Source organism: Roseateles sp. P4_D2 (assembly GCF_056401875.1).
In genome coordinates this window covers 524933-541937 of record NZ_JBFUIM010000001.1, presented here as the reverse complement: position 1 = coordinate 541937, position 17005 = coordinate 524933, and the positions used below count along the sequence as shown (strand labels likewise).

Here is a 17005-nt window from a genome sequence, read left to right as displayed (position 1 = left end):
CGCCCGTAGGCGCTGACGCGCCCCCTCGGGGGGCAGCGTGCGAAGCACGCGTGGGGGCTCCATCCTTACAGGCGCCAGAGGCGGAAGCCCGCGTCCACCAGCGCCTTGGCGTCGAAGGCGGCCTTCACGTCGATGAAGGCGCCGCCCTTGACGAGCTTCTTGCCAATGTCCGCGGCGCTGAGGCCGGCGTACTCGCGGTGCGACACGGCGGCCACGATGGCATCGGCCTGCGGCAGGTCCTCGAAGGGCATCAGGCGCACACCGTACTCGTGCATGGCCTCATCGGCCTCCGCCTGGGCGTCGGTCACGAAGATCTCGACGCCGTAGGTCTTGAGCTCGTTGATGATGTCGATGACCTTGGAGTTGCGCAGGTCGCCGCAGTTCTCCTTGAAGGTCAGGCCCAGCACGTTGATGCGCGCGCCTTTCACCGGGCTGCCGCTGGCGATCATCTGCTTGATGGTCTGCTCGGCGATGAACTTGCCCATGCCGTCGTTGATGCGACGGCCAGCCAGGATGACCTGCGGGTGGTAGCCCAGCATGTCGGCCTTGTGCGTCAGGTAGTAGGGGTCCACGCCGATGCAGTGGCCGCCGACCAGCCCCGGCTTGAACTTCAGGAAGTTCCACTTCGTGCCGGCCGCCTCCAACACCTCGGAGGTGTCGATGCCGAGCTTGTCGAAGATGATGGACAGCTCGTTCATCAGCGCGATGTTGAGGTCGCGCTGCGTGTTCTCGATGACCTTGGCGGCCTCGGCGGCCTTGATGCTGGACGCGCGGTGCACGCCGGGCTCGACGATCATCTCGTAGACCTTGGCGACCGTGTCGAGGGTCTCGGGCGTGTCGCCGGACACGATCTTCAGGATCTTGGTGAGCGTGTGCTCCTTGTCGCCCGGGTTGATGCGCTCGGGGCTGTAGCCGACGAAGAAGTCCTGCTTCCATTTCAGGCCCGATTCGCGCTCCAGCACGGGGATGCAGACCTCCTCGGTGGCGCCGGGGTAGACCGTGCTCTCGTAGACGACGATGGCGCCCTTCTTCATGTGGCGGCCGACGCTGGTGGAGGAGCCGATCAGCGGGCGGAAATCGGGGATGTGGGCCTCGTCAACCGGCGTGGGCACGGCGACGATGATGACGTCGGCCTCGGCCAGCATCTTGGGATCGTCGGTGTAGACGGCGTGCTTGGCCGCCTGGACTTCCTCGTCCGTCAGCTCGCGGCTCGGGTCGGTGCCGCGTTGGCAGGCTTCCACCTTGTTCTTGGCGATATCGAAGCCGATGGTGCGCACCTGCTTGCCGAACTCCACCACCAGGGGCAGGCCCACGTAGCCCAGGCCGATGACTGCGAGCGTATTCATGGATCGTTTCTCGTTGCTGTGATTTTTGAAGGCGCGTGATTGTCACTGCTGGCGCGCGGCGTCGCGGTCGCGCACCCCGCGCAAAGCGGTGTCCAGACTGCCCCAGTGCGCGTGCAGGAATTCGCGCAGCAGGGCGTCATCAGCGCCGGCGACGGTCTTGTCGGCATAGACCAGGATGACCGCCGCATCGTCGCCGTGGCCCAGCAGACTCTGCCAGGCGCCATAAAGCTTGGCCTGCCAGTCGCTGGTGAAGGGCCGGCCGTTGATCCAGTAGATCTGCCAGACGCGCAGCCGCGGCGCCATGTTGCCGCCGCCGCTGACCTGGTTCAGGGCCTGGCCGCGCAGCTCCCCGGTGCGCCAGGTCAGGCCGTCCAGCTGTGCCTGGCCGGCGCCCGTGCGCGACCATTCCTTGTCGTCCTCGTCATTGACGAGGTCGTTGACTGAGGTGACGAGCTGGCGACCATAACGCTGGTCGCGGTAATAGCCGACATAGACCCCCACCGGCGCGTCGCCAGTGGCGGGCGCGAACCGGCCACGCAGGACCGCTCTGGGGTTCTTGAAATGGGGGTTCCAGTTGGTCAGCGCTTCGGGCGACCAGGTCCAGCCCGCCAGTTGAGGCGCTGCAAGGCTGGGCTCGCCATGGGCACCCGAGTGCGCGGCCTGGGCCCGCATGCCCGAAGGCAGGGCCGCCAGCAGCAGCGCCGCCACCAGGACCGTCGCGAAGCGCGTAGGCGACAGCCCCAGTCCGGCCGCATCCGGCGAGGCCAGCACGGGCTCGGGGTCGGGGTCCGACCAGCGCGCCCCGATCATGAACATCGCCAGCATGATGAGTCCGAAGAAGACCCAGCCGTAGATGATGTGGTCTACGCCCACGGCGAGCTTGTTGCCCGAAAGATGGCCCAGCATGACGATCATGTAGGCGCGCAACCAGTTGGCCACCAGCGGCGTAACAATGGCCACGCCCACAAAGGCCCACCGCTTGCCGGTCGTGCGGTAATTCAAGTAGGCGAACAGCGTGCCCACCATGACCGAGGCCATCAGGTAGCGGATGCCGCTGCAGGCTTGCACCACGGACCACGAGCCCGACGGAATGACGAACTGCAGCGCCTCGCGGAACACCGGGATGCCGGTGGCGCGCAGGGCAACGATGGTGAAGTCGGCCGTGCGCTCCATCAGCCAAGGCGTCAGGAAGTCGCCGAAAGGCACGGCGAAGAACAGGAAGCCCAACGGGAAGGCAATGCGCCCGGCGGCCTGCGTGCCGATCAGCGCAGGCACCAGGGCCACGGCCATGCCGAGCAACGCGAATTGAGTTGCGGCATTGGCGGCGGCAAGGTCACCGATCAGCCACAGCAGGCCCAGGGGCAGCAAGGCCAGCAACCACCAGGGCGCTGGCCGCGGCGTGATCGACGCCAGCTCGGCGCGCCGACGCCAGACCAGCCAGGCCGAGATTGGCGGCACCACCCAGGCATGGGCAAAGGTCTCGGAACGGTTCCAGATCTCGACCATGGCGGCGCCGGTCGCGAAATACAGGATCGCGAGCAGCCCCCAGGCCAGGGCCAGGCCGAGCAGGGGCAGTCGCCAGGGCTTGGGCAGGGTGATCAAGCAACCTCCAGGTAGCGGTCCAGGCCAGCCAGATGGGCGTCCCAGCTGTAGGCGCCGAGCACGAAGTCGCGCGCCGTACGGCCGGCCGCATTGGCAGCCTCGTGATTGGAAAGCAGCGCGCCGAGGCGTTCGGCGTAGTCCGCTTCGGTATCGGCCGGCTGCAGCCCAGGCTGCACACCCGCCGCGATCGCACGCACGCAGGTACTGGCTGCGACAACCGGACGTGCCATGGCCATCGCCTCCAGCACCTTGTTCTGAATGCCACGTGCCAGCCGCAGCGGCGCAACAACCGCGGCCGCGTATTGCAGATACGGTCGCACGTCGGGCACAGTGCCGGTCACGTTGATGGTGTCGCCAGCGAGCGCCTGCACGGCGGGCGCCGGGCTGCGACCGACGATGTGAAAGCGCAGTGCCGGAAAGCGCTCGCGCAGCGCGGGCAGGATGTCGCTGGCGAACCAGGTCACCGCGTCGACGTTGGGCCAATAGTCCATGGCGCCAGTGAACACCAGCGGCAGCTCGCCGGACGCAAACGGGTTGGTGCGCGCCGCGTCCGGCGTGAAGAAATCGGCATCGACGCCGTTGCCCAGGGCCGCGAGGCGTAGCTTATGGCCGGGGCTCAACGCGCGGAACAGCGCGACTTCGTTGTCGGTGACGAAGAAGCTGCAGGCGGCGCCTTCTGCCACGCGCTGCTCGAAGCCAAGCAGCTTGGCGAACTCGCGGCGGTAGAGCCAGGACATCGGCCAGGCATGCTCGGGTGCGTAATCGCGCCACTTGGCGGAGTCGACGTCGACGAAGTCCACCAGCGTCTTCACGCCCTTCAGGCCGTGCGTGTATTGCGCCATCACGCCGCTGAAGACGACGACGGCATCGAAGCCGACACGGGCCGCGGCGTCGTCCACCCAGGCCTGCAGGCCGGCGTCGCGGTAGTACGGCAGGCTCAGCGCCTCGCCGCTGAGCAGGCCGCGCAGGCTCAGCAGCTTGGCCGAGCGCGGGTTCAGGCGCGCCACATGCACGTTCTTGCACAGCGCGCGCACGCGCGGCAGGTGCTGCTCGTCATCGGGGTCGTCGAGGAAGGTGCCGAGATGGACCTCGTGCCTCGCCGCCAGGTGCTTGAGCAGATGGTAGGAGCGCACCTTGTCGCCCTTGTTGGGCGGGTAAGGCAGGCGGTGGACGAGGTAGAGGATCTTCATGATCCGACGTTCACCCGAGGTTCTTCACGATGAAGGGCCCGAGCCAGTTCGCAAAGCCGATGGGCAGCTTGCGCCAGGCCTTGATCATCAGCTGGTACTTGGGGTTGTTCGGGTTGTTCTGGGGAATCGCGTCGCGCTTGAACAGCCGGTACTCGTAGCTCAGCGGCTGCGGCTCGAAGCCCCAGTTCTTCTTGAACGCATAGGGGCCGGTGCCCTGCTTGCTGCGGCCGTAATCGAAGACCTTGAGGCCCCGGGCGCAGGCCCGGCGCATCAGCTCCCAATACTTGAAATCGTTCGCCGCCAGGTCGCGTGCCGCTTCATCGTCACCGGCGTAATAGGGCAGGCATTCGTCGCGGAAGTAGAACGTCAGCACGGTCGACAGCGGCTTGCCGCTGGGGCTCGTGACGGTCAGCACCTCGGCATCCGCGCCAAATTCGTCCAGCAAGGCCTGGAAGTACTTCTTGGGCATGGCCGGCGTGCCGTGGCGGTGCACGTTGTCGGCGTAGAGGTCGAAGAAGCGATCGACATTCGCGTCGATCTCGGCCTTGAGCTCGTTCTTGATGCCCTTGCGCACCATCGCTCGTTGCTTGCGAGGGATGGCCAGCATGTTGGCCTCCTCCTCCGCAAGGATCTCCTTGCGGAAGGTCACGTAGAGATCCTGGCGCGGCCAGTCGGCGTGGCGCGTGGGGCCGAGGTTGCGGTATTCGAGGTGCTCGGCGCCCTGCCCTCGCGCGATCTTCTCGGCCTCGGCCTCCAGCGCTGCGGTGGCCTCGTCGTTCAACGCGGCCACGCCGCCATAGACGCCGAACGGCAGGCTCGTGACCGAGTGGCCGAACAGCCGGCTCTTGACCTCGGCCAGCGGCAGCACGCCCTCGATGACACCGTCTCGCTCGGCGTAGAGGAAGAATCCCTTGTGGCCAAACACCGACTGGATGATGCGCAGCCAGCCGCTGCGGTGGAAGAAGGTCGCTTGCGGGTGGGCGAAGACGAAGGCGTCCCAGCGCGCGGACAAGGCTTTGTCTTGCGCGGCCAGGCGCGCAATGCGAAGGGGGGAGTTCATTCAGGCCGGGCTCAGCGAGGGCGCCGAAGCGCGCGGGCTGGCCTCACGGCCGAGGAAGATCTCGTCCATCCGGCCCCAGCGGAAATCGCCGAGCAGCCGCGCGATCCGGTCGTGGGTGCGCGGGATGTTGACGTAATGGCGGAAGCGCGTCTTGGCGTTGATGCCGGGGATGCGCGGCTGCTCGCTGTCGATCTCCCACGGATGGAAGTAGAAGACCGCAGGCTCGCCGTCAATCTCGTTGACGCGGCGGATCATCCAGCGTGACAGCGCATAGGGCAGCAGCCGGAAATAGCCACCGCCGCTGCTGGGCAGGTTGCGCGAGCCCATGCGCAGGGTGGTCACCGGGATCTCGAGCAGGCCCTCGCGCACCGGGTAGGCGAAGCGGGGCGAGTCGGGCATGCCGTAGTGGTCGTGGGCGATGGGGTAGACGCTGCTGGAGTAGCGGTAGCCGGCATCGCGCAGCACGTCGAAGGCCCAGAGGTTGGCCTTGCCGATGGAGAAGCTCGGCGCACGGTAGCCGATGACGGGCACGCCGCCCAGGTCCTCGAGCATTTTCTTGGCACGGCTGATGTCGTCCAGGAAGGCCGTCGGGCTGAGGTCGCTGGCACGCTCGTGGCCATAGCCATGGCTGGCCAGTTCGTGCCCGCCGGCCACGATGGCCTTCACCACCTGCGGGTAGCGCTCGGCGATCCAGCCCAGCGTGAAGAACGTGGCCTTGACCTGCTTGGCGGCCAGCAGCGCGAGGATGCGCTCGATATTGCGCTCGACGCGGCATTCCAGGCCGTTCCAGTCCTCGCGCTTGATGTAGGGCGCGAAGGCGGAGACCTGGAAGTAGTCCTCCACGTCAATGCTCATCGCATTGCGCAGGGCCGGGGTCTTGGTGGGCATCAGCATGATCGGAACTCCATCAGTGCTGCTTCACGGCGTCCACCAGCTTCTGCAGCAGCGCCAGCGTCTGGAGATTGATGCGCTCCAGCCGCATCATGCTGCGCTCCAGGCGCTGCAGGCGGTCGGTGTGGTGATCGGCGCTGAGGGCCGCGATCTCGCTGGACAGGCCATCGACCTCGGCGACGCTCAACTTCAGCCTCGACACGTCCAGTGCGCCAGGTGCACTGTCCAGCGCACCGGGGCGGCTGTCGGGCAGTTTGGCTGGCGTGCTGTCCAGCGGGCTGACGTCGCTGTGGCGCGGGATCTCGCTCTCCTGGGCGATGTCGCGCAGCACTTCCTTCACGTCCGCCAGCGTCAGATGGCTGCGGCCCTGCATGAAGCCCAGCAGCAGCAGGCGGTCGCACAGGCGGTTGATGCGGCGCGGGATGCCGTTGCTGGCCTTGTGGATGGCCGGGAAGGCGTCGTGGTCGAAGGTCGGCTTGCCGGCGGAGCCCGCGCACTTCAGGCGGTGCTCCATGTAGCGCTGGGTCTCGTCCTCGTCCAGCGGGCCGATGTGGCAGGTCGCCGCGACGCGCTGGCGGAACTGCTCCATCTCGGGCTTCTGCAGGATGCCGCGGAACTCGGGCTGGCCGACGAGGAAGGTCTGCAGCAGCGACTGGTTGGCAAACTGGAAGTTGGACAGCATGCGCAACTCCTCGACCGCGCGGGCCGTCAGGTTCTGCGCCTCATCGACGATGAGCAGGCAGCGCTTGCCCTGGGTGACCTGGTTGACGAAGAAGGCTTCCAGCGTCATCAGCAGCTCGGACTTGGGCGCATCCTTGACGCGCACGCCGAAGGCCGCGCCCACCATGCGCAGGGTGTCCTCGGCATCGAGCTGGGTCGTCACGACGTTGCCGATGACGACGTTGCTGCGGTTCAGGCTGTCCAGCAGGCCGCGCAGCAGCGTGGTCTTGCCGGCACCGATCTCGCCGGTGATGACGATGAAGCCGTCATTGCGCAGCACGCCATAGTCCAGGTACGCCTTGGCCCGGCGATGCTGCTTGCTGCCGTAGTAGAAGTTCGGGTCCGGGCTGAGCTGGAAGGGCTTGCTGCTCAGGCCATAGAAGGCTTCGTACATGTCAGAACTGTTGCGTCAGGTTGGCGTAGGCCGCATTCTCGGAATAGGGCCTGACACCTTCGAAGCGGCTGTGGCGCGCACCAAGCTGAATGCTGATGCGCGAACCCAGGCGGCTGTTCCAGTTGGCCACTAGGCTGGTCAGCTGGGTGCGGCGATTGCTGGAGTCGCCGATGGTCTCCTGGCGCGAAGCCGTCAACGACACCCCCGACACCGGCGTGAGCTGGTAGCTGCCCGACAACGAATAGGAGCGCTGGTCGATGCGCGAGTTGTTGGCCAGATCGCCCTGGTTCAGATTGTCCCCCAGGCGGCTGGTGACGGAACGGCTGACCGTGGCCGTCACGTTGCTGCGCACGCCCTGGAGGGCAAAGCTGAGCATCTGGTTGCGCAGCTGGCTCGGCCCGGTGGACAGGAAGCCCACCGCGGCCTGCGCATCGGGCGACAAGCCCTGTGACAGCAGATAGGCACGCACCAGGGTGTCGCGCTTGATCGGGTCCGGCTCCAGCGATGCGAACAACAGGAAGTACAGGTCGTAGTTGGTCCGCACGCCGCCCGTGGCGCCAGCGTTGCCCAGCGTGACGTTGCGGGAGTCCGAGAAGCGCCAGACCGAGTTGCGCATGCGGTGTTCGAAGCTCAGGCCGTGGCTGTTGCCATAGCTGTGACGCTGCCAGTTGCCATTGACGCGCGTACGCGGCGTGGGCGTCCAATCGGCGGTCAGGCCGCCCGTGAGCCCGCTCTGCTCGCCGCCGCTGCGGCTGAGGTAATCATTGCGCTCCTGGCCCGCATTGACGCTGAAGAGCCAGTCGGGGTTGGGGTGGTAGTTCAGGCCCGCCGTCGCCGAGCTGGTGCGGTTGGAGAACGCAGCCTTGGGCCGTACCTGCTGTGTGTTCGCCTGAAGGAACCAACTCAGCACGCCAGCGCTGAGCTGTGCGATGCGCATGGAACCACCGCTGCCGTGACTGTCGCCCAGGGCGCTACCGCGCACCTCGGTAACCGAAAGATTGCCACGCAGATCCACGCTGGCCAATCCACCCAGCTGACCGTGCAGCAACGGTGAGACGTTCAAGGTGCCCGTCTCGCGCCGGTTGGGGTTGTCCAAAGCGGACACCGAGCCTTGCGAGCCCAGCGTGGGTGCCGCCTGTGAGCCGAAGGCCGTCGCGTTCTGCTGCCCGATGCTGGCCTGCGCATCGACAAGGAAGGTACGAGGAATGATCTCGGCCTGGGCGTTTGCCGTCAGCGCGTTCTGCAGCTGGGACTTGTAGGTCGTCTTCAGGTAAGTGACGCCGTTCAGCGAGTAGTCCAGGCTGCCGCGCAGCGCACCCGTATTGCGCACGATGCTGACGCCGGGGGACACCGTCGCAATCACCGCCGCATCCTTTTCTTGATCGTCGAGGCGCAGGTTGTCGGTCCAGCTCAGTGACACGCCGATGCGAGGCTGGATGGCGCCACCGCCGGCACCAGCAGCAGCGTCTCCCTGCTGGGCGTGAGCCGCGATCGCACAAAGGGCGAGGGCCAGAGGCAGATGGCGCGGCTCAGGTCTGAGCCGAGTCATTGCTGCCATATCCGTAGCCGTAGCCGTATCCGTAACCGTAGCCATACCCGTAGCCGTAACCACCGGCAGCGTTGGGGCTGGCCTGGTTGAGCAGCATCATCTTGACCGGGCAGGTTTCGATGGCGGCGAGGGCCTGCTGGACGGCGCTCTGCGCCGTCTTCTCGGCATGGACGACGATGACGATCTGGCCCATGTGCGAAGCCAGTACGCGTGACTCCGTCGTCAGCAGCAGCGGCGGCGAATCGAAAATGATGATGCGGTCGGGATAGCGCTTGGCCATGTTGTCCAGCAGATGGCGCATGGCGTCGCTGGCCAGCAGTTCGGTCGCACGCGGGTGGGGTGTGCCGCTGGGCAGGATGGTCAGCTTCTCGACATTGGTGCGCAGCAGCACCTCGGACATCTCGACACGCTCTTCCAGCACGTCGAGCAGGCCGGGGCCTTGCGGCAGGCCCAGCATGCGCAACACCGACGGGCGGGCCACGTCGGCGTCGACCAGCATGACCGTGTTGTCCAGTTCGGCCGCGATGCTCAGCGCGAGGTTGATGGACGTGAAGCTCTTGCCTTCACCGGCCAACGCACTGGTCACCATCATCAGGTTGGCGTGGTTGATCGTCGCGGCGCCCTTGCCCATCGCGTTCTTGATCAAGGGGCGCTTGATGACCCGGTACTGGTCGCCCGTTTGCGAACGCGGCGTGTGGGGCATCAGGAAGCCCTGCGCGGCCAGCGCCACGACGTCCAGCTCCACGCGTTTGGACGACGGATGGAGCCCATCGTCCAGGACCGAGATGCCCACATGGGGCCGAGGCTCTGCCTGCGGCTGCGCAGGCAAAGCGGCGGCGGGCGCGGCCAAGGGCGCGACGACCGGCGGCTGCGCCGCCGCTGGCTGCGCCTGCTCGTCGCCGGGCAGCACAACGCCGGCCTGGCGCAGTTGCTCGAGCCGCTTGGCGGCTTGTTCAATCAGGCTCGTCATGTCAAACCACCTGCCGGCTCAGTTGCACAGCCAAGACCGTCAATGCGACGGCGAACATCGCCAGCAGCCCTCCGGCCCCCGCTGAGAAACGAATCAGGTCGACGCGCTGGCGGGCACGATCAGCATCCGTCACAAGCCGCGTCACGACACCCAGGATGGGCAATTCCACGCGGGTGCGCAGGTCGTTCGCGTCATGGAAGACGGGGCGCAGCTGGCTGGCGGCAAAGGTCGTGAACAGGCCGACGCCCAGGGCCGCCGCCATTGCACCGGCGAGCAGCAGCAGGCGGTTCGGCGCGACCGGCTTGGGATTGGCGCGCGGCGGGTCGATGACGCGGAAGTCCGCCACGCCGGACGCCACATCAAGCTCGCCGGAGATCGACGCCTGTTCGCGGCGCTGCACCAGATCCTCGTAGTTCTTCTTGTGAATCGCGTAGTCGCGGTTCAGCTGGGCAGCCTCGGCCTCAACCTGAGGCGCCGTCTTCAGCGCCACCAGGGCCTGAGAGTAGCGCCCCGAGTATTCGTCGACGCGGGCGCGCAGGGCCGCGACCTGGACTTCGGTCGTCACCAGGACGCGCACCAGTTCCTGCGTGGCCAGGCTGCCGCTGTTCTGGCCCACGGAAGCCGTCGGGACATTCATGGCGGCCTTGCGCAGCTCGGCGAGCTCGCGCTTTCTCTGCTCCTCGAGATCCTTGATGAGCTTGCGCGTGGCGATGATGTCGGGGTGCTGGTCGGTGTAGCGCTGCAGCAAGGCGTCGAGGCTGCGGCGATGCTCCGCCAGGCGGGCATCGAGTTCAGGCGTGCTGACGTTGGCGTTGGATTCCTGAATCAGGCTCTGGGCCGTCGTCTGGGCGCCGCCGCGGGCCTTCTCGGCCTCCAGCTGGGCCTTGGCGGCATCGCGCGCATTGACAGCTTCGCGGAACTCCAGGCGGGCGCGCTCCAGCTGGCCACTCAACTCCGCGATATGAGCCGCGGAGTCCTTCCCATCGCCCGACATATTGGACAGGTTCTTGAGCCGGAATTCCTTGAGCCGTGTTTCGGCCTCTTCCAGCTTGGCCTCATAGGACTTGATCTGCTCGTTGATGAAGGTCGTTGCCGTCGAGGTGCCCACGCGCGTCTGGCCCAGGCTGGATTCGACAAAGATCGACACCAGCGCCTGCACGACACGCTTGGCCGTTTCCGGATCGCTGTCGCGGTAGCCGAGGATGTAGAGGTTGTCCCGCCCGCTGCTCTGGATGGACAGATTGCTCGTCACCGTCTCGATGGTGGATTCCTGCTGGGCCTTGGACTGGTTCTTCAAGTCCAGGTCGGCCATGCGGACCAGCTTTTCGACATTGGGCCGGCTGATCAGCGTGCGGCTCAGCATCATCACCTGCTGCTCGACATTGGGCTGCACGGCCAGGCCGGACATCAGTGGCTTCAGGATGGACTGGGTGTCCACGTAGATGCGGGCGCTGGCCTCGTAGCGGTCAGGCAGCACGAACACCACCACGGCGCCGACCAGCCCGGCCACCCAGGCCACGACCAGGCCGACCCAGCGGTATTTCCACATCCGCCGGACGATGATCAGAAGCTGACCAATCAGCAATTCCATGGGGAACAGTCTCGGTTAAAGCTATGGCTAGGAGAGGCCGGCAGCGAACGCAGGTCCTCTCCCTTCAATTCAGAACAGGCTCTGCGGAATGATGAGGATGTCGCCCGGCCGCATTTCGACATTGGCCGACACGTCACCGCGCTTGATCAGGTCCTTCAGGCGCACCGAGTACTGCTTGTTGCCCTCGGCCGTGCGCAGGATGGTGGCGCTGTTGCCGGATGCAAAGTCCGTCAGGCCGCCGACGGCGATCATCACGTCCAGCACCGTCATCTTCTGCTTGTAGGGCAGGAATTGCGGCTTGGCCGCCTCGCCGACGACGCGGATCTGCTCGCTGTAGGGGCCAATGAAGCTCGTGACGATGACAGTGACGACCGGGTCGCGCACGTATTTGCCGAGCTGCTTCTCGACTTCACGGGCCACCTGCACCGAGGTCTTGCCCTGCACGACCATCTCGTCCACCAGCGGGGCGGCGATCTTGCCGTCCGGGCGAACCGGCACCGACATCGACAGCTCCGGATTGCGCCAGACCTGGATATTGAGGTTGTCACCCGCGCCGATGATGTAGCTGTAGTCATCGTTGGCCACTGCCGCCGGCGCTGGCGGGAAGCTGGTGCTGGCGCAGCCGGCCAGCACGCCGATGGCAAGCATTGCCAGGGCCCGGCCCCACCACGCGCCGGCTGCCTTTGCCGCCCTCTGCGAGCCTCTTGCCGACGTCATTTGCGCATCACGGTTGTTGGAAGCGTTCAAGGCGAGTCCTCTGTGGGTCTGTTCATCGAAGGCCCCCGCAAACCGTTGCAGTCGAGAGGGAACGGCAAAACCTGCCGTCACCCAGGGCCAAAGCCTTGGAATGATGCCATAGCCCCACCCCATGTCTGGCAACCTAAATCGGGGGCTTCCCCCGGGCAACGCGGACTTTCACACGCGCGCGGCGACCGCGAAATCCGCTCAGGCGTCGGGCGCCCGAGCCAGGTTGTAGCGCCCCGGCGCAATCAGATTGTCCGGGTCGAACACGGATTTCAGCGCCCAGGCGGTGCGCCAGAACGAATCCTGGGGGTCGACCACGTCCTCCATCATGTCCGCCCGCGCCCGGTACACCTCCAGGCCGCAACTGCGTAAATATTCCCACAGCGCCCGCGCGCAGGCTCGGGCGTTTGCAACCGCAGCCGCGTCGCCGCGGTCAAACAACAGATTGGCCACCGCCACCAGCGAGGTGGTCGTCTCGATATTCAGCGTCACATAGAGCTCATGGCCGAATCCGGCGGCGACCGCTTTCATGGCATCGACGACCTTCGCCACCGCCCCGCCTGCCATGGGCAGCGCCGGGTTGATGAAGATCAGGCCACAACCGGAAGCGTCCAGTTCCCGCGCCGGCAGCTGCGGCTGGCCATATCGCCATAACAGGTTGGTGATGGCGGCATCGGTCGGCCGGCCATCCGCCAAACCCTGCAAGGGCCGGATGGCCGAAATAGCCGCCGCATTGGCGCGCGCCCAGGGCCACAGGTTTCGCAAGGGATTCAGCAGCCGAAAACCGGCCGCCAGCTTGGCATCGTCCACCACGGTCAGCTTGGCCATGCCGCCCAGGACCCGCCTGACCTCGGCAATCGCGGCCTTTACCTGGGCGGCGCTACCGGCGACGCCGCCCAGGCTGGTCCATTCATAGGGCGCCACCGTCGCCAGCGCCCGATCCGCCTCGGCCGCCAGGTCGCGCTCCGCAACACCGCAGGAAATACGCAGGTATTCACTGATGCCCGACATCATGCTGGCCCGCGTGCGCGCCTGATTGCCGACATGGGTCACGCCACTCATGACGCCCAGCCGCTTCAGCAGCGCCAGGCCATCCAGGAAGTCCCCTAACTTCGAGACATCACGCAGGGCCAGCGACACGGCAACCGAGCGGGCCGGCCGCGGCAGCAGTTTCAGGCAGGCGCTGGTGACGATGCCGTAATTACCCTGGAAGAACAGGCCATCCAGCATCGGCCCGAGGCCATAAGGGTGGGCATGCGCAAGCGGCGAATCCTCGCCCAGGCGGCGAAACCCGGTCCGCAGCAACTCCCCTCGGCCGGTCACCACCTCAAGCCCGAAAACATCCTCGCGGCGCGGCCCCAGATATCCCACGCCCCGGTCCAGCGCATTGCCGAGGATGCTGGTGTCCACCGACGAACCCGTCACGTTGAAGCTCAGGCCCGGGCAGGACTCGCTCAGGAATTCGTGCAACTGCCGCTGCGTCACCCCAGGTTCGATGACCGCGACAGGATTCGCTTGCGAGATCTCTGCCGCATTGCGTATGCGGTTCATGCCGCTCAGATCCAGCAGCACGGCGTCTGCCTGGGGCGGCGCAGCCGAGCCATACCCCCAGTTCAAGCCGGTCGATAGCGGGTAGAGCGAAATCCCCCGGCGGCGCGCCTCGTCCACGCAAGCCTTCACCTCATCGACAGTCGTGGCCCGCCAGCAGTCCAGCGCCCCGCGGTCCCAGCCGGTCACATTGCCAGAGTTCCGCCGCGTCACTCCATGTTCGCCTGACAGTCCGTCCACACCATCTCCCTGCCCGCCTGCCTGAGACGGGTGTCGGAGGACTTTACAGCGACCATCAACCAGCCCTCAAAACACCGGCAATACGTCATCCAAGAGCACGGCAACTCGTTGTTTTAAAAGGGAAAGCAGGCGGCACCTTCAAAGCTGGCACGCGACCTGCTTATTACCCAGCGTCCGGGGCCGCGCCCCAACTTCTAGCAAGTGAATCAAGGAGATTCAAATGAGCAAGACCCTGAAGACGCTGGTTGCTGCAGCGGCCCTCGCAGTGGCCACTGCCGCATCCGCCACCCCCATCGTCGGCAAGACGAGTGTCAGCCTGGGCCAAGTGATCGTGTCCTTCGGCACCGTCAACTGGGTTCCGGATCCCGCTCCCGATGCTTACCAGACCGCTGGCAAGACCTACGGCCAGTTCGCCACCAAGCAACTGGGCGGCACCGGTTCCTTCAATGACCCGGCGTTCGGCACGATCTTCGCTCCGACCGCTGGCTGGGTGCAAGACATGACCCAAGGCGCGGGTCCGAACAATGTGCCTATCGGCGTGAACGGCACGCCGATCCCCAACTTCCTGCACTTCGATGCCAAGCCGAACTGGCTGTTCAGCGAAACCTACCTGGCTCCCGGCCAGTTCGGTTCGCCCTTCATCTTCACCGACAACGCCGGCAATACGTCGGTCACGATGAGCATCCTGGGCCGTGCGTGTGATGACACCAACGCCAACAAGAGCTGCGACATCGGCGAAGACGAAACCAAGTGGACGGGCATCTTCTCGGCGCAGTACACGAACACCTCGACTGCAGCCCTGGTTGCCATCATCCTGGGTGGCGGCACCCTGGATCAGAACGACTGGTCTGCCACCATCGAAGCCACCAAGCTGCCTGAGCCCGCCACGGTGGGTCTGGTGGGTCTGGCTCTCGCTGGCCTGGGCTTCGCCGGCCGCCGTCGTCAAGCCAAGTGATGTGAACAGCGACGCCAGTCGTCGCTGCTCCGCACTCAGAGAACCCCGCCACGGCGGGGTTTTTTATTGGCCGCGCGATTTGTCTCGCTTGGACGGACAGTCGCCCGTCGACGCTGGTCAGCGGTCGATGTACTTCAGCATGGGCGCTGCATCGCGGATCAGCACGGCGTAGCTGATGCCCGTGGGGGCGCTGAGCGCGGCCTCCCGGGTTCCCTTGATGGCCCCGCCCTGCAGGACGCCGATCACTTCGCCGGTCTCGATGTCCAGCACCGGCCCGCCACTGTTGCCCGGGAAGGCCAGGACATCCAGCTGCAACACCTCGAAGGCACCGGCACGCAGTTGCCGCACCGCGCGTTCGGTCAGGCCCGAGGGCGCGGCGGCGGGCGGCACGATGGCCGTGCGCGCCGACACGATGCCTCTGTGCGTCACGTGCACGTCATAGCCCAACGCATTGCCGATCGGAAATCCGATCAGGGCGATGGAGGTGCCCTCCGGCGCCTCCCTGGCGGCTAGGCGCAGCGCGGGCGCGGGTGGTCCGTCCATCTGCAGCAATGCAAGGTCATGCGCACGATCCAGGCTGATGAGCTTGGCGCTTCGCATCACCCACTGCGCGTCGGGCGTCCAGATCTTGACCGCGATGCTGCGATCGACTCGATCGGGCGTTTCCGTCGGCACCACGTGCGCATTGGTCAGCACGTGCAGGCCGTCCGCGACAACAAAGCCTGCCGCCTTGAACCCGAAGCGGGGGTTGTCCATCAACCCCCAGCTGCCCACGACAACGACCGAGCGCTTGGCCCGCGCAATCAGTTCCGGCAGAGTTTCCGCACCGGCTGCGGTGCCGATGCATGCCAGTGCGGCCGCAAGGGCCAGCAGGCGACGTCGGCCGGGGCTGTTCACAGCTCGCCTGCAACGTACTCGGTTTCCAGCGCACTGACGGCGCGGCGCCAGACATCGTCGGGCTCATCCACGCGAAAGCCATAGAACTCGCCGGTGTCGGTGTGGTGGTGTCGCATCACCTTCACGTCCAGCGTGGCCTTGTCCTGCACGCCCAATTCCACCCGGACCGCACCATCAGCCCCGATCGGTATGTCGAGCTTGGACTGCGCCTGGAAGCCCGACAGGGAAATTTCGATGACGGTCATCACGATGGAGCGCTCATCGCCGTCGAGCCGCACACGCAGCTCGGCCGGGCAGCGCAACGAGAAGCGCTGATGCCGGCGCATCGGATGAAAGCCCGTGTCCGATCCACTCATCATCGGCAGAACGGCCCGGAACTCGGGCTGGTCGTAGATGGACCACAACAGCGCCTTGCGGCGGTCGTCCAGTTCCGCGAAGACCTGGCTGCGCTGATTGAAGAAGTGGTCGAGGATGTCCGGCGTCAACACCGGATCATTGGTCGTGAAATAGCGGCGCTTGGGCAGCTTGATGTTGGGCAGGCTCAGCTGGACGAAGTAGTTATAGAGGTTCTTGCGTTCCCTGCGCTTGCCGTAGACGCGCCGGAATATCTCTTTCGCTACCGGCAGGTCCAGCGTGGCGCCGACGGCTGGCGCACCATTGGCGAAGTCGTAGTTGGCAACGACGTTTTCCTGCAGCCGCTCAAAAAACAGCAGCGACTCGTAGAGCTCGATCTTGTCCGGATTGACCGCGATGACGAGGTGGCGCGTGTCGAAGTACTTGGTGCAGTACTCGTACATGAACTTCATCAGCGGGAACAGGATGGCGCCACCCGTCTGGCGGAAGTCCGGATGCACGGCCAACGCTGAAATCTCGGCGATCTGGCCCTGCTTGGCGCGCACCTCACTGAGGTCGAAGACCGACTGCAGCGGAAAGCCGAACACGCCCTCGCGGATCATGGACATGGTACCGACAACGCGGCCGTCGTACTTGGCGCACAGCGTGGTTGTCGTCGGCAGCGCGTGATACATGGTGACGCGCAGGCCTGAGGGCGACGGCTTCATGAAGCCGCTGGCCACGTAGGCATCATGCAGGATGCGGAAGCAGTCCTCGAGCTCCTCGCGGGTCTCGGCGACCTTGAGCTCCAGCCTTGGATCCGGCGCCGGGTCGCAGTCGATCATGCCGCGATAGATGGCATGCCGTGTGTCGCGCGGCAGTCGGCCGAAGCCCCGCCGCATCAACTGGTGCAAGCGTTTTCTGAAGCTGGCTTGTTTGATCTTCATGACGCTGCCCGGTCGATCCGAGGGTTAG

At 65.8% G+C, this 17005-nt stretch carries 14 protein-coding genes; 1 reads left to right on the top strand and 13 read right to left on the bottom strand.

Annotation, left to right across the window (positions count from 1 at the left end):
- Positions 1 to 65: 65 nt before the first annotated feature.
- From AC1DW0_RS02530 to AC1DW0_RS02480, 11 genes are all read right to left on the bottom strand, one after another.
- Positions 66 to 1346, bottom strand: a complete 1281-nt coding sequence (locus AC1DW0_RS02530; protein WP_457355979.1) for a nucleotide sugar dehydrogenase — start codon at positions 1344 to 1346, stop codon at positions 66 to 68.
- Between the two features lie 42 nt (positions 1347 to 1388).
- A complete protein-coding gene (xrtA, locus tag AC1DW0_RS02525) occupies positions 1389 to 2948 on the bottom strand; it encodes an exosortase A (RefSeq protein WP_457392820.1) in 1560 nt (519 codons plus the stop codon).
- Complete coding sequence (locus tag AC1DW0_RS02520; protein ID WP_457322865.1) at positions 2945 to 4138, bottom strand: TIGR03087 family PEP-CTERM/XrtA system glycosyltransferase; 1194 nt, start codon at positions 4136 to 4138, stop codon at positions 2945 to 2947. Before AC1DW0_RS02520 ends, xrtA begins: the two co-directional genes overlap by 4 nt.
- A gap of 10 nt (positions 4139 to 4148) precedes the next feature.
- Entirely contained in the window at positions 4149 to 5198 is a 1050-nt protein-coding gene (locus AC1DW0_RS02515) for a FemAB family XrtA/PEP-CTERM system-associated protein (RefSeq protein ID WP_457322866.1), read from the bottom strand.
- Complete coding sequence (locus tag AC1DW0_RS02510; protein WP_457322867.1) at positions 5199 to 6092, bottom strand: XrtA system polysaccharide deacetylase; 894 nt, start codon at positions 6090 to 6092, stop codon at positions 5199 to 5201.
- 13 nt (positions 6093 to 6105) lie between these two features.
- On the bottom strand, positions 6106 to 7203 hold the full coding sequence (locus tag AC1DW0_RS02505) for an XrtA/PEP-CTERM system-associated ATPase (RefSeq protein WP_056195797.1): 1098 nt from the start codon (positions 7201 to 7203) through the stop codon (positions 6106 to 6108).
- Position 7204: 1 nt separating this feature from the next.
- On the bottom strand, positions 7205 to 8752 hold the full coding sequence (locus AC1DW0_RS02500; RefSeq protein WP_477944799.1) for a TIGR03016 family PEP-CTERM system-associated outer membrane protein: 1548 nt from the start codon (positions 8750 to 8752) through the stop codon (positions 7205 to 7207).
- Positions 8733 to 9722 carry an XrtA-associated tyrosine autokinase gene (locus AC1DW0_RS02495; protein WP_056195792.1) on the bottom strand — a complete coding sequence of 330 codons (990 nt, stop codon included), beginning with the start codon at positions 9720 to 9722 and terminating at the stop codon, positions 8733 to 8735. The genes AC1DW0_RS02500 and AC1DW0_RS02495 overlap by 20 nt, the downstream gene beginning before the upstream one ends.
- 1 nt (position 9723) lies before the next feature.
- Positions 9724 to 11313, bottom strand: coding sequence for an XrtA system polysaccharide chain length determinant (locus tag AC1DW0_RS02490; RefSeq protein WP_056195789.1), 1590 nt, complete (start codon positions 11311 to 11313; stop codon positions 9724 to 9726).
- 69 nt (positions 11314 to 11382) lie between these two features.
- A complete protein-coding gene (locus tag AC1DW0_RS02485) occupies positions 11383 to 11961 on the bottom strand; it encodes an XrtA/PEP-CTERM system exopolysaccharide export protein (RefSeq protein ID WP_235531973.1) in 579 nt (192 codons plus the stop codon).
- A gap of 297 nt (positions 11962 to 12258) precedes the next feature.
- Positions 12259 to 13794, bottom strand: a complete 1536-nt coding sequence (locus AC1DW0_RS02480) for an FAD-binding oxidoreductase (protein ID WP_477944796.1) — start codon at positions 13792 to 13794, stop codon at positions 12259 to 12261.
- Positions 13795 to 14065: 271 nt separating this feature from the next.
- On the opposite strand from AC1DW0_RS02480, the gene AC1DW0_RS02475 reads away from it, so the two are divergent.
- Positions 14066 to 14800, top strand: coding sequence for a PEP-CTERM sorting domain-containing protein (locus AC1DW0_RS02475; protein ID WP_477944794.1), 735 nt, complete (start codon positions 14066 to 14068; stop codon positions 14798 to 14800).
- 117 nt (positions 14801 to 14917) lie between these two features.
- Here AC1DW0_RS02475 and AC1DW0_RS02470 read toward each other — a convergent pair whose 3' ends face one another.
- Positions 14918 to 15697: a S1C family serine protease gene (locus AC1DW0_RS02470; RefSeq protein WP_457392811.1), complete on the bottom strand. Its 780-nt coding sequence runs from the start codon at positions 15695 to 15697 to the stop codon at positions 14918 to 14920.
- A complete protein-coding gene (locus AC1DW0_RS02465) occupies positions 15694 to 16977 on the bottom strand; it encodes a PilZ domain-containing protein (protein ID WP_457392809.1) in 1284 nt (427 codons plus the stop codon). Before AC1DW0_RS02465 ends, AC1DW0_RS02470 begins: the two co-directional genes overlap by 4 nt.
- Positions 16978 to 17005: the final 28 nt, after the last annotated feature.